Annotated in this window: 7 protein-coding genes; 3 read left to right on the plus strand and 4 right to left on the minus strand. The window is 51.8% G+C overall.

Annotated elements, in window-relative coordinates:
- The first annotated feature begins 280 nt into the window (after nucleotides 1-280).
- Nucleotides 281-2,023 carry a hypothetical protein gene (locus tag NHAL_RS01965; RefSeq protein WP_013031490.1) on the plus strand — a complete coding sequence of 581 codons (1,743 nt, stop codon included), beginning with the start codon at nucleotides 281-283 and terminating at the stop codon, nucleotides 2,021-2,023.
- Between the two features lie 42 nt (nucleotides 2,024-2,065).
- Here the strand turns inward: NHAL_RS01965 and NHAL_RS01970 are convergent, their stop codons facing one another.
- The 3 genes from NHAL_RS01970 to NHAL_RS01980 all read right to left on the minus strand — a co-directional run bounded on the left by NHAL_RS01970 (nucleotide 2,066) and on the right by NHAL_RS01980 (nucleotide 7,886).
- Nucleotides 2,066-6,844: an NAD-glutamate dehydrogenase gene (locus NHAL_RS01970; protein ID WP_013031491.1), complete on the minus strand. Its 4,779-nt coding sequence runs from the start codon at nucleotides 6,842-6,844 to the stop codon at nucleotides 2,066-2,068.
- Nucleotides 6,845-7,098: 254 nt separating this feature from the next.
- Nucleotides 7,099-7,524 (minus strand): ATP-binding protein, encoded by a 426-nt coding sequence (locus NHAL_RS01975; RefSeq protein WP_013031492.1) that lies wholly within the window; start codon nucleotides 7,522-7,524, stop codon nucleotides 7,099-7,101.
- Between the two features lie 53 nt (nucleotides 7,525-7,577).
- Nucleotides 7,578-7,886 (minus strand): STAS domain-containing protein, encoded by a 309-nt coding sequence (locus NHAL_RS01980; RefSeq protein WP_238985416.1) that lies wholly within the window; start codon nucleotides 7,884-7,886, stop codon nucleotides 7,578-7,580.
- 221 nt (nucleotides 7,887-8,107) lie between these two features.
- Between NHAL_RS01980 and NHAL_RS01985 the strand changes: the two genes are divergently transcribed.
- A complete protein-coding gene (locus tag NHAL_RS01985) occupies nucleotides 8,108-9,610 on the plus strand; it encodes a R3H domain-containing nucleic acid-binding protein (protein WP_013031494.1) in 1,503 nt (500 codons plus the stop codon).
- Between the two features lie 44 nt (nucleotides 9,611-9,654).
- Here the strand turns inward: NHAL_RS01985 and NHAL_RS01990 are convergent, their stop codons facing one another.
- Complete coding sequence (locus NHAL_RS01990; protein ID WP_013031495.1) at nucleotides 9,655-10,056, minus strand: DoxX family protein; 402 nt, start codon at nucleotides 10,054-10,056, stop codon at nucleotides 9,655-9,657.
- A 169-nt stretch (nucleotides 10,057-10,225) separates the two neighbouring features.
- Here NHAL_RS01990 and NHAL_RS01995 point away from each other — a divergent pair, with 169 nt between their 5' ends.
- Entirely contained in the window at nucleotides 10,226-13,387 is a 3,162-nt protein-coding gene (locus tag NHAL_RS01995; protein WP_013031496.1) for a TIM-barrel domain-containing protein, read from the plus strand.
- Nucleotides 13,388-13,483 lie beyond the last annotated feature (96 nt).

Consider the following 13,483-nt stretch of genomic DNA (forward strand, 5'->3'; position numbering starts at 1 on the left):
TCGTATTGTGGCTACATAGGTGATGGATATGCACATAAACTCATACATATAAGGCTAAGAAGCTGTTGGAAAATATCTTTATGGGTAGGGTGGGTTGAGCGTAGCGACCGATTCGCCGGGAGCGCATTGGGGCCTCCGAAGGATGCCCATAGGGAAGGGGGGCCTCGCCGCTGTTTGTTGGTCCCCCTTTCCATGGTGCGCATCGCTGCGCTCTGCACACCCTACGCTGTCATCAAAATTTTCCAACAGCTTCTTAGCTTTTCTCGGATTCGTTGATGCAATGAATAATAAATTCTTGAATTTAACATTGGATTATCTGGCTTGGGTTCGAGCGCTATCCATTAAGATTTGGATAAACTCGGCGCTGAAGCTTTTTTTTGGTGTTTTGTTGTTTTTAACGAATCAACTTTCTATTGTTCTGGCTTTCTTCCTGCCCTTGAAAGTCATTATTTTGGTTGGCTCTGAGGGGGTGCCTCGCTATTTGCGAGCCTTCGTTACCGAGGAAAATAAAAACGAATTCATCGTCTGGTTTGCGATTGGGGCTTTCGTTTTTTATTTGCTGTTTTTGTTAACGGGCTATCTGATGAATCGGCTGGGGGTATCGGCGGCCACGGAGATTCTGGGTCGTGCAAAAAAGGTGGCCCTGTTTCATCAGCAAGAGCTGTTTGCAAAAGATGTCTTCCTGAGGGTGGCCCGTACTTGGGGCACTTATTTTATGGTGTTCCTTGGCTTTGCTTTGGGGTTAATCCTCGAGTGGCGGGTATTTTCGGTGTTGCTGGTATTTGTGGTGGCTGAATATGCGGGTTTCGCCTATCTCTGGCAACAGTATCAAGAACCAGAGAACAGCGCCAAGCTTATGCGCTTTTTACGTAATCGTTCCGTTATTCTTGATGGGGTCTCGGCACTAAACTTCTTTACTGGGTTCGGCATTCTATTTTATCTGTTTTTGATTGATAGCAGTCTAAACTTTATTATCGGTATATTGCTGATAATGATGACTCAACAGATATTCCGGCGCCTGGTGGTGGCCATTAATGATGCGGTATTTTTGGTCCAGCAGAAAGCAAAAATTCAAACGGTTTTTTTTACCTATGCGCACTTGGATACGCAGGGTAAACATATTCATCATAGTTTTGAGAAAATGCTCTTACCCGAGCGGCGAGAAGCCCTTTTCGCCACTGCCGCGCCGGGTTTAAGTCAAGGTGATGTGGCGGGTTGGCGTTGGGTGGACTGTAATATCATGGGAGTGGCGGTTTATTCTTTAGAATCGGCGGAGGGAGAAAAAGGGCACGCCTGTTACTGGCTTAAATGCTATGCCGGGGATAAATTTAATCTTTTACAAAAAGAGCGTTTAGCGTATGAGAGGGGGGCGAGTGGGATGCAGGGGATGGCCCCGCAGCTTATTAATGAAGGCAGTTACCACGGTACCCCCTTTTTATTGTTGCAGGGTGGGGTTTTGAAGCGTATTCAGCGGCGGGAATTTAAACACAGATTTAAAGCGGCGCGTTTGAAATTATGGTCCCTTATTCCTGATGGGCAGATCGTGAGTATGTTACAGCGGACTTTTCCCACTCTGGAAAAACGTTTGCATAAAAACAAGTTGTCGCTAATGTCTCTGGCTAGCCGGGATGCTGATGAATATGGCCGGATTGCACGGTTTGTGGAACGCTCTGAGATCTTCACGGATTTTATTAGCACAATGCCATTGTTCATTACCAATAATGTTTTTAAGGAAAACAACTTGTTTTTAGATGCAGAGGAACAACCGGTGTTTCTTCATTGGCATAGAATGGCTCTGGAACCGGTTTGTTCCGACATTACTCCTAATAGTTTGGAGGTTTTTTTTGATTTAGAGGAAATTGCAGCCCATTTGCAAGAACACCGCTCGGATGCAGCCAATATTACCGCTTTGGATCTAAAAAAAATAGTGTATTTAGCGGCCATTGAGCGGGCTATTAGCTTGCAGCTTTATGGTGAGGCGTTGGATTTGGTTCAGCCTACCCTAGAGATGTTTGATGCCTGATTTGCTTGTGGCCGGTTTTTACCCTCTCAAAATAAAGGTGATTTAGGCTCGCACTAGGGACTCTAATTGGCTATTCAGTACTGTAAAAGGTAGCAGATCCGTGGGCGAGGTTTCCTGCAGTTCTTCCAGCAGTCTTTGGTACTTCAATAATTTTTGTTGCCGATCTTGGGCAGCAAAAAAAGTCGCCATGCTGCGATCCGGCGTGGCGAGTATTGCCAAAGTCAAGGTTGCTAGATAAGCCCTGAATCGTTCCCTAAAGGTGGTTTGCGCTCTGCGTTCCCAGCGGTCACGCACCGGCACCCGGCTCAGTAGATCCTTGATATCCGGGTAGCCTAAATAATTGGAGACTCCTTCATAAGCGCTCACCACAGTGGTAAATTCTTCTCCCGACTCATTGACGAGATCGACTAGGAGGGGAAAATCGGTGAGACGATCCCAAAGGGCAATGCGGCGAGCAAGTGCTGCTGTAAAACCTTCTTCTTGTAGCTCCTTGAGCTTTTCCGAAAAAAGCCGGCGCTCGGATTCGGATAAATTTTGTTCTTGGTGTTGCTCATACTGTGCTAAGTGATCATGGAGGGAGGAGAGGGTTTCTTCACGGGGGGTAATGGGTTTGTCTTGACTCACCGTCCAGTGGCAGAAACTGGCCAAAGTATCCTCAAGCTGTAACAACAGCGCATGTTGGCGAGCGCTCGGAATAATGTTATCTAATGCATAGATTTGGGCACGCAGAGCCTCACCTGCCAGCACTTTATCAAAGGTCAAATAAGTGACCACAAGCGTGGTGATGGCGGTACCTTTTAATTCTTCTATCCAGGTAAGAAAGGTGCAGCCTGCGTGATCAATAATCGTGTTGCACAAGATGGTGGCCGTAATTTCCTTGGCGAGGGGATGATCGTATAGTTGGTTACCAAACTGGTCGGTTATCGCCTGTGGAAAATAACGGACGACAAATTCTTGCAGAAATAGCGAAGACAAAAAATCTGGCTGCTCTAATAGGATTTGGTAAAGTTGCATTTTGCTATAGGACATTAAAACCGCCAACTCCGGGCGGGTTAAACCTTCACCATGTCGCGCCAGGACTTCCTTGTGGTGGGGAAATGCATCGGCAAGACGATCCAGCAACCCTGCATTTTCTAGGCGATTCGCCACCTCCATGAAAGGTTCCAGGTCCCGTAGGCAGCGCTGCCGATCCAGGGACAAGCATAGGCTCTGGCTGTAGTTGTTTGCCAGCACCTGTTGGCACACTTCTTCCTTGACCTTTTCCAGGCACTGGTTCTGTTCTTCCCAGGAAGTGATGATTCCTTTTTCCCTTAAATGATTAAAAAGGATTTTGAGGTTCACCTCATGGTCGGAAAGATCCACCCCCCCGGAGTTATCGATAGCGTCCGTGTTGATATGGCCACCCCCCAGGGCGTATTCGGTACGCCCCTTCTGGGTAAAGCCCAGATTGGCCCCTTCACCCACGACCCGGGCTTGTACTTGGGAGGCGTCGACCCGAACCGAGTCATTGGCCCGGTCCCCCACATCCAGATGCTTTTCCGTGCTTGCCTTAACATAGGTGCCAATGCCGCCGAACCAGAGGAGATCAGCCGGGGCGGTGAGGAGCAAGCGAATCAGTCCTTCGCCATCCATGAATCGGTGCCGGGTGTTGAGCCACTGGCGGACCTGAGGGGAAAGGGGGATATCCTTGTCCTGGCGGGAATAAACTCCTCCTCCCTCGGAAATGAGGGTTCTGTCATAGTCATCCCAGGAGGACCCCGGTAGTTCAAATAATCGTTTCCGCTCTTTATAGGAAACTTCCGGGTCTGGGTCGGGATCAATAAAGATATGGGCGGCCCCAAAGGCGGCCCGCAAGCGTGTTTGACGGGAGAGCAGCATGCCATTGCCGAACACATCCCCGTCCATGCTGCCAACGCCTACCGCGGTAAAGGGTTGGGTTTGAATATCCTGATCCAGTTCACGGAAATGCCGCTTCACGCACTCCCAGGCGCCCCGGGCGGTGATCCCCAGTTTTTTATGATGGTAGCCAAAAGCGCCGCCACTGGCGAAAGCGTCGCCAAGCCAGAAATGATATTGCTTCGCCACTTCATTGGCGGTATCGGGGAGATGGGCCGTGCCCTTATCGGCGGCAACCACCAGATAAGGGTCGGCTTCGTCATAGGCGACGATTTTGGGCGGACGGACAATGGCGTCCCCTTGCCGGTTGTCGGTAAGGTCGAGGAGCCCTTGAATGAAGGTGATGTAGGCCTGTTTCGACAGCCTGGCCCCTTCCTCACGGGTGCTAAAGGGACGTTTTACGATAAAGCCTCCTTTAGCTCCCACCGGTACGATAAGGGCATTTTTCATCATTTGAGTCTGCATCAACCCGAGGATCTCGGTGCGAAAATCATCCGGGCGATCCGACCAACGCAGCCCGCCGCGGGCCACGTGTCCACCGCGCAGGTGAATCCCTTCCATGGCCGCCGAGTGGATGTAGATTTCATACATGGGCCTAGGGGTGGGCATATCAATCACGCCTAAGCTGCTAATTTTAAAAGCAAGGAAATAATCCTTTTGGGTCTGCCTGCGGTAGAAGTTGGTGCGCACGGTAGCATCAATGAGGTTAAACAAGGTCCGCAGAATACGGTCTTCATTGACATTGGTGACCGACTTGAGGGCGGTAGCCAGCTCCAGACGGATGGGAAGCAGTCCTTCTTCTTCCCGCCGCATCGGGTCCTCCCAACGGGGATCGGGACGAAATCGGGCCTCAAAATAGCGGCATAGGAGCAAGGCCACCTGGGGATTATGGCTGAGGGACTGGTGGAAGCGAGAGAGGGTAAAAGGCGTCCCCAGTTGGAAGTAATAATTCCGATAGCTACGGAATATATCGATTTCCTTCCAGGAGAGCCCGGTCAGTACCAGTAGCTCATTCAGGGGATCATTATCGACTTCGCCGCGAAACAAAGCCGTCAAAGCGTCCAGAAGAGGGGCGCGCAGGGAAGAAAGGGGTTTGGCTGTGTCTCTGGTCACTTTCACAGAAAAGCTTTTAATAAAAAGCCCTCGATTTTCCACCTTGAGGGCAAATCGAACCTGATCGATCACCCTTAAACCCAAATTTTCCAGCACGGGCATGAGCTCATCGAGAAAACTTTCCCGGGAGCTATAAAACTGAAGACGATAATGTTCCTTCGGTAGTTCGTAACGGGAGTCCCACAAATCGATGAATTGCTGCTCCGTCTCCAAGACGTGTTCTAGGCCCTTGATATCTTGCAGCGCCGCCTGGGGGGGGATGAGTGCCCGATATTCCGGAGAAAACCCCCTGCGGTATTTATTCCATAAAACTTCTCCCTGTTCCTTTCCCATGGCCTGTTGCAGCAATAACTGGAGCTTATAATCCCAGGGTTTGGCAATTTGGGAGAGCGTATTTTCCAGCCGGTTAATAGGAATATGGACTTCCTTTTGTTGGGGCAGGAAAGTCAAGTGCAAACCTACATAATGATTGCGGGTTCCTCGGATGACCTGGGAATTTTCAAGCCTTCCGGTGAAGGCGCGACAGAGGTAGGCTTCAATGTCGCTTAAATGGGACTCATCAAAAAAATCTTGGGGGATAAGAACGAGGGTGGCAATTCTCGTCGGGCTAGGACTGGCAAGAATAAGCAGCTTGACAAGGTCAGAGCGATAGAGAAAGGACAGTAAGGAGCGGGCAATGATTTGCAATTGTATCTCGCCCATAAAAAATAGCTCTACCTTAGGGAAAAGATTGAACAGCTCAATCAGCTTATCGTACTCATGACCAGCGGTAGGCACGTGTAACTGTTTTAAGCTTTGTTCCACTTTGTTCCGCAACGCCGGGATATTCATCGCCGTGCCTGCAAGCGCCGTTTCAGAGAATAAGCCGATAAAAGCGTGCTCCTTGTGTTTTCCTTTTTCTAAGGGCTCTTGAAATCCAAGATAAACCAGGGGCTCGGAGCGATAAAGAGCGCTTTTTATTGCCGTTTGCTGGACGAGTACGGGGAATTCTCGCTGAACCTCCTCAGGGCCTAAGATCGCCAGTAAAGGAGAGAGGTTTGCCTTTGTGGTTAAAGAACCCAACAAGGAATCAAGGGACAAACCCAACCGTTCATTTTCTTGGAGATGGAATTCTCCGTCAGCTTGAGAGTTGACTATGAAACAATGATAGGAAAAGGGAATAAAAGCACCTTCTCGAATCCAGCCGAGGAAATTCCGCCAGGGTTGAAAAACCGAAGCCTGTTCTAATTGACTCAGTTTGGCGGCCAGAGATTCTTTATTTCTTTGAACGTTTAAAGCTTGCGAGAATATTTTCTCAATACAAGCCGTAAAGTTTTGTAAATGTTCTTTATCGGTTTCTTCGAGTTTCAGAAGAATCAATGATTCTTTGGGGCCTAATTCGCTGCCTGCCTTTAAATCAATAATTTCCTGGCCCTGGCGTTTTATCATCAAGACATGGTGGGCCATTATTTCAAAGGTTAAGTCTTGCGATTCTTGTAAGGCCTTGAGGGAAGCAATCAGATAGGAAGCATCGGGGGAACTTATCAGCACCAAGGTGCCGGTTTTCTCCGGGAAGGGTAGGCAGTGGGCTGCAATTTCGGTTTCACGTGCGCCAATGATGGTAAAAAATTGGGTTATCAGGGGGGCGAGGCGGTAGCTAGGAACGGAGAGCAAAAAAGAGTCAGGCGTAATGAGTAAACTGGAGAGCGTTTTAAGAAATCGTTTTTCGTGGATTTTTTTTTGTTTATCTAAGAGTGAATGAATTTCAATCAGTTTTTGTTCATAATCGCTGTAGGTGCCTTGGGATTCACGGACTTCCACAAAAATTTTCATAAGAATACGGCGGCAGATATGGGTATTATGATTGTTGCCCTATTTCACTATATCAGGGCATGAATTGCAAAGCCCTTTCAGAAGCCGTTTTAAAAATATTTAGTAGCGCCGATACGGTGTTGAGGCACGTTTTGCGATGCCCATGTATGAGCGCATACACTACGCTTTTTAAACACGCCTCGCCTGATCTCAGCACGGAATTGCTATTTTTTAAAACAGCTTTTCATGATAGGGGAGATTGAGGATTAAGGGGCTCAATCAAGAATTTTTCTCATTTCTAACACATTCCCTCCATTAATTTTATGGTAGCTCACAGAATCCATGATGGACTTGATCAAAAAAATGCCGCGGCCCCGTTCCCCAGGATCTTCTAGGTCGGGCGTTTTCACCCGGTCAAGGTCAAAGCCCTGCCCGTGGTCATAAACTTTGATGCATAATTGATCGGGTAAAACCTGAATGGTGACATGGACGGTTTGCTCACTGTCCCCCGTATTCCCATGCTCAATCGCATTGACTAGGGCTTCGGTCAAGGCCAGATTAAGATGGTAGGCGAGGGCTTTGCGGTCACCGCTATAGCGATCCAGCTCTTCAGCAACTTTTTCGCCGATTTCTCCAATAAAACCGAGATAGCAGGTTTTATTTGGGACCACGATGTCTAATTGAATATCCCCATTACACATGGCAACCTCGCTGCTAGTTGCTGCCGAGGGCTTCCTGAACAGAAGGATAGATATCAAAGACCCGGTGCAAAACGGGTAAGTTCGAACATGGATTGCACCTGGGATTGAAGACCACACAATTTAAAGCTTCCATTCCGGAGGCTAGTATTTTTATGGCCAGAGAGCAATGCGCCAAGGCCGGAACTGTCAATAAACCGGACCTCTGCTAAATCCACCACCAGGTGAATTTTTCCATTTTCCCCTAGCTCTAGCATTCGGTCTTTTAATTCTCCTGAGTTGTGGGCATCTAGGCGTTTTTCCTTGATATAAAGGACTACTGTCCCGTTACTTTTCTCCATGTGCAGATTCATAGGTATCTCCATGCTGGAAAAAGGGCCTCCTCTCTACATTGAGATTCTCTGGAAGGAGAAGCGGCTGATCCCTATAACTATATAGTCAAATCATAGAAAATTATACTGAGTCATGCTGAGCTGTTGATCCGCTGATGGAGGCCGGGATCGATCCTTGCCTCAAGGTGTTGGGAAGTGGGAACCTTAGCCAAGGGGATTGGTCACAAAAATAAGACAAGACTAAATGTAATTCATTGAATTTGCAGAACTCTACTGACGATTTACAACAGCTCATAGGGATTTTGCCCCGCAGTCTCCGCACCGTCTTGCAGGGGCTGCCGCAGCAACATCTTTTGGAAATTATCATGGATGTGGGGCGTTCGCCCCAGGCCCGTTTTTCTGGGCAAACGGTTAATTTGTCCGCAGACCCTGTGAGCCCCGCAGATTTAGAGCAGGTGGTCGCCTCAGTCGGCGAGTTTAGTGCCGATAATCGGGCCGGTATCGAGGGGACTTTGCACCGCATCTCCTGTTTGCGTAACCGCCGTGGAAAGATCATTGGCTTGACCCTTCGAGTAGGACGGGCGGTGACGGGAACGATTGATTCCATCCGGGATCTTATTGAGCGGGGGGCGAGCCTACTGCTCCTGGGACGGCCAGGGGTGGGCAAAACGACCCGCTTACGGGAAATCGCACGGGTGCTGGCCGACGAATTCGGCAAGCGGGTGATCATCATTGATACCTCTAATGAAATCGCCGGTGATGGCGATATTCCCCATCCGGCCATTGGCAGTGCCCGCCGGATGCAAGTGCCCCATCCCGAGCGTCAGCATGGGGTCATGATCGAGGCGGTGGAAAACCATATGCCGGAGGTCATTATCGTGGACGAGATCGGGACCGGGGCCGAGGCCACGGCGGCCCGGACCATTGCCGAACGGGGGGTGCAGCTCATTGGAACCGCCCATGGCAATACCTTAGAAAATCTGGTGATGAACCCCACTTTAGCCGATTTGGTGGGGGGAGTTCAGACCGTTACCCTAGGTGACGATGAGGCCCGGCTGCGGGGGACTCAAAAGACCATTAATGAGCGCAAGGCTCCCCCCACCTTTGATGCGGTGGTAGAAATTGTGGATCGGGAGGCGGTAATCGTCCATCCCGATACGGCCGGTGCCGTAGATAAGTTGCTGCGGGGCCTTGACCCCGGTGGCATACGGCGCTCTCCCCAGGGGGAAGTAGTTTTCCTTCCTGAAGAACCGCCTCCCCAGGAGTCGCCTAGGCAAGTATCGACGATAAACCAGACAGGGTGGGTACGGATTCATCCCTATGCCCTGAGCCGCGATACGGTAGAGCGGGTCATCCGGGATTTGCGTCTGGAGGCCCGGACAGTCAAGCGTCCAGATCAAGCGGATTTCATATTGGCGCTCCGCTCCCGGGCTGAAGATGCCCGCTTACGGCGGATACTCCAAGCGACCCAGTTGCCCCTTTACGTGGTAAAAAAGAACACCACGGCTCAAATTCGGCGCCTATTGCAGAATGTGTTTAACATCCTCCATGGGATGCCAAGGGACGAGGTGGATGCTGCCGTGGGCGAGGCGGAAGCCGCTATCAAGCGAGTGATGGAAGAGGGAGTCACGGTGGCTTTATTACCCCGTCCGGCGTCGATGCGGAAGTTGCAGCACCGCCTTGCCGCCCGCCACCGTCTCACGGCAGAAAGCGTGGGCAGTGAGCCCCAACGACATTTGATCATCCATCCGACTTGAGGGCGCTACCCTAGCACCCACTAGGGTCGCGCCCAGTGCAGTCGTTAGCGATTGTTGAGGCTAAAGCGGCCGGGACCGGTGAGAGTCAAGGCCAGGGCGGTCAACAAAAACATCCCCTGCAATTCCAAGGCCCAACCGCCCTGGGGGGTCAGATTGAGAAGTTCCGGGCGGTGAGCCAAAAAAATGGCAAAGAGCATGTTGATGGCGATCAATCCGGCGCCAACGCGGGCATACCAGCCGAGCAATAACAGGAGGGGTCCGCCAATCTCGCCGAGGTAAACACCATAGGCGGCGGAGGGTGGCAGACCGATCCCTTGCACCATCTCTTCGATACCACTGATGCCATGGGTGATTTTGCCGATCCCATGGAAGAGGATCAAAATGCCCAGCGTGAGCCGTAAAATCAGCTTACCGAGATCATCGGCCGTACCCAAACTCATACCCATAAATGTTTTGTCCCCCTTGCTCTGCTAATTGTCTCTACGGTCTTTGAAGTTGTTCTGGAATTTACTTTCGTTAGTTTAGCAAAAAGCAGGTAAAGCATTGCCTGGGTTTGGAGCCTATACTTTCTTCACTAAGCAAAAAATCCACTGCTGACAACGAAGGGAAAAGGCCGTGAACCCCTCTATCTCTCTTTGGTGGCGAATCGCCGCTACTCTCCTGCTCCTGTGTTGTTCCTCCCTGGCGCTGGCTGAAGTCCAGCGGCTCAAATTCGAAGCGGAGGGGAATTATCTCCTGGTAGAGTGGTTAGACGATGACCTCTTGCATTTCGAATATGGCCCAGGTGCAGGACCAGTGACCGACCAACCTCTGATCACCACCGACATGGTTTGCCAGGAAGGAGAGGCCGTCCCAGAGGTGGTCTGTGGGACGGATTTTACTGGCCCCACCCAATTTAATCAGGAAGGGGACACGGTCATTGAAACGCAGGAAGTGCGTCTTGTGATTGAGCCCCGTACGCTTTTGGTGACGGTCATCGATAGATCCCGTAACGATAAGGTGTTGACCACTTTTCATCCCTTGAACCTGGATCAAGAGTTTAAGGGATTGGTCTTCACCCGCACCCCAGAGCTGGATGTCTATGGCCTGGGGCAGCAATTTGTGGAACCGGGCACCAGTGACATTGATTGGGACGGTCGGGTTCGGGAAGGAGGTGAGTTTGGCAATGTCATGGCCGGGTTCAACGGGGGGGCCAATGGCAACACCCAAATTCCGGTCCTCTATGCGGTCAATGGGGCGAGCTATGAAAATTACGCCCTCTTTTTAGATAACACCTATAAGCAACGTTGGGACTTTCGCGGCGACTCCCAATGGCAGGTGGAGATGTTCGGGGAGGTGATCCGGTTTTACCTGATGACGGGCCCGGATCTTCTGGATCTGCGCCGGGATTATATGGACTTGGTGGGCCATCCGCCGGTGCCCCCCAAACGGATGTTTGGCCTCTGGATATCCGAGTATGGCTACGATCATTGGGATGAACTCATGGGAAAGCTGAATTCCCTGCGCAGCCATAAGTTTCCCTTGGATGGCTTTGTGCTGGATTTGCAATGGTTCGGGGGAATCCCGGATGTGACCGGGGAATGCCGGATGGGCTCTCTGGATTTTGACCGGGGAGCCTTTCCCGCCCCCGCAGACACCATGGCTACCCTCCGGAATCAGCACCAGGTGGGGATTATGCTCATTGAAGAAGCCTATGTCTGCGCTTCCCTCCCGGAGCACCAAAAACTCCAAGCAGAAGGCTGTTTGGTGAAGCACCGCCCCGGCAGTCCCGAGCCCGTTTTTCTATGTGGTTTTTTTGGTTGCGGCAGCATGATCGATTACACCGATGAGGGTTGCGCTCGCTTCTGGCATGATGACGAACGGCAAAAATTGATTGAATCGGGGGTAATCGGCCATTGGACCGACCTGGGGGAGCCAGAATTCTTTAGTCCAGAGGCGGGGTATGGGGCAGGCCGCCATGCCGATGCTCACAATATTTTCAATTTCCGCTGGTTACGGGGAATTTACCGGGGTTACCAGCGCCACCAAGTCCAGCAGCGGCCGTTCATGATGTCCCGCTCGGGCACCGCGGGTATTCAGCGCTTTGGGGCGGCCATGTGGTCCGGAGACATCTCTTCCCGTTTGAGTAGTCTAGCGGCTCATGCCGCCAATCAGATGCACATGTCCTTTTCGGGGATTGATTATTACGGCGCGGATATCGGGGGTTTTCACCGAAATTTGGAGGGGGATCTTAACGAGATGTACACCCAGTGGTATGCCTACGGGATGATGTTCGATATCCCCGGCCGGCCCCACGTGGAGAATCTCTGCAATTGTAAGGAAACCGCCCCGGATCGAATCGGAGATCTCCACAGCAACCTGGAAAATACCCGCCTCCGCTATCGCCTCATTCCTTATCTATACTCCCTGGCCCATCGGGCCTATCTTTACGGTGAACCGGTCATGCCGCCCTTGGTGATGTATTACCAAAGCGACCCTAATGTCCGCAGCCTGGGTCATGAAAAGCTCATCGGTCGCGATCTCTTGGCGGCCATGGTGGCCGAGCACGGAGAAACGGAGCGGGATGTGTATCTCCCCCAGGGCACCTGGTTCGATTGGCACAGCGGGCGGAAGATCGCCAGTTCAGGAATGTGGCTCCCTAAAGTCCCGGTGCAACGGAATGGAGTCCTCCGGTTGCCCCTATATGCCCGGGCCGGAGCCCTCATTCCCCTGATGCCAGTAGATGAGAAAATCCTCAATGCCCTCGGGGAGCGTCGCGATGGCCCCATGGACCCGAATCTTCAGGTGCGGGTTTTCCCGGTCGAGGAAGGGGCAGAAACCCAATTTACCCTCTTTGAAGATGACGGTAAGACCCTGGCTTATCAGGAGGGCGCGGTCCGAACCACCCGGATTTCCCAGTTGCGGACGGGGGCGGAGGTCCTTTCGGTGATGGTTGCCGCCGCGGAAGGCACCTATGCCGGTGCCCCTAGCTCCAGAAATGTGACCATTGAACTGGTCACAGAGAAAGAGGCCGAAGCTGTACAGCTCAATGGGACTCCACTGCCAAAACGGGCCTCCTTGACTGAATTTCAGCAACATGAGACCGGCTGGATGAAGGGAAGCCAGGGGAGGGTCCTGGCCAAATCCGGACTCTTGCCTGTCAACCAGTCCCGGCAATTTGCCTTCAAATTAAAAGAATCTCCACCTTGTACCAGCACCTACCGCTCCATCAGCGTGCCGGGGGAGGGGAATGGCTGGAACCCGGCGGATCCCCAACGGACTTTGACCTCCTGCACAGGCAAGATCTGGCAGGGTCGTATCACCCTCTATCAGGAACAATACAAATTTGCCGCCGATGGGGCATGGACCGTCAACTGGGGGCAGGATGGCCAGCAGGATGGCCCCAACTTCCCGGCCCGTAGTCCTGGAGTTTACGAAGTCACCTTCAACGAAGCCGATCCGGCCCATCCCCGCTTCGACTTCCTCCAGGAAGCTCCGGCGCAACCTCTCCATTTCGTCTGCGAGAATGGTCACACGGTGCCGGGCATCAGCGTCTATGTGGTGGGCAATGTGGATGAACTAGGCGCTTGGGAACCGGGCAAAGCCATCAAACTGGAACCGGATGGCCCTTATCCCACCTGGACTGGATGGATCCCCAATCTGCCCCCCGAGACCCCCATTGAATGGAAGTGCATCAAGCGCCAGGAACAGGGAGAGTCCCCCCAGGTCGTGCAGTGGGAGCCGGGAGACAATCATATCGTGGACCGTGGCCAGGCGGAGCAAAGGGGCGGATTCTGAAGTCTTTTGGTAGCATTTTTTAGGGTTCGTTGCGGTGGCGCAGTGGTTGAGGGGCTTCTTGTTAGCTTGTGTCCCTCCCTGAGAGAAATAGGGACT

It is taken from the genome of Nitrosococcus halophilus Nc 4 (assembly GCF_000024725.1).
Taxonomy (GTDB): Bacteria; Pseudomonadota; Gammaproteobacteria; order Nitrosococcales; family Nitrosococcaceae; genus Nitrosococcus; species Nitrosococcus halophilus.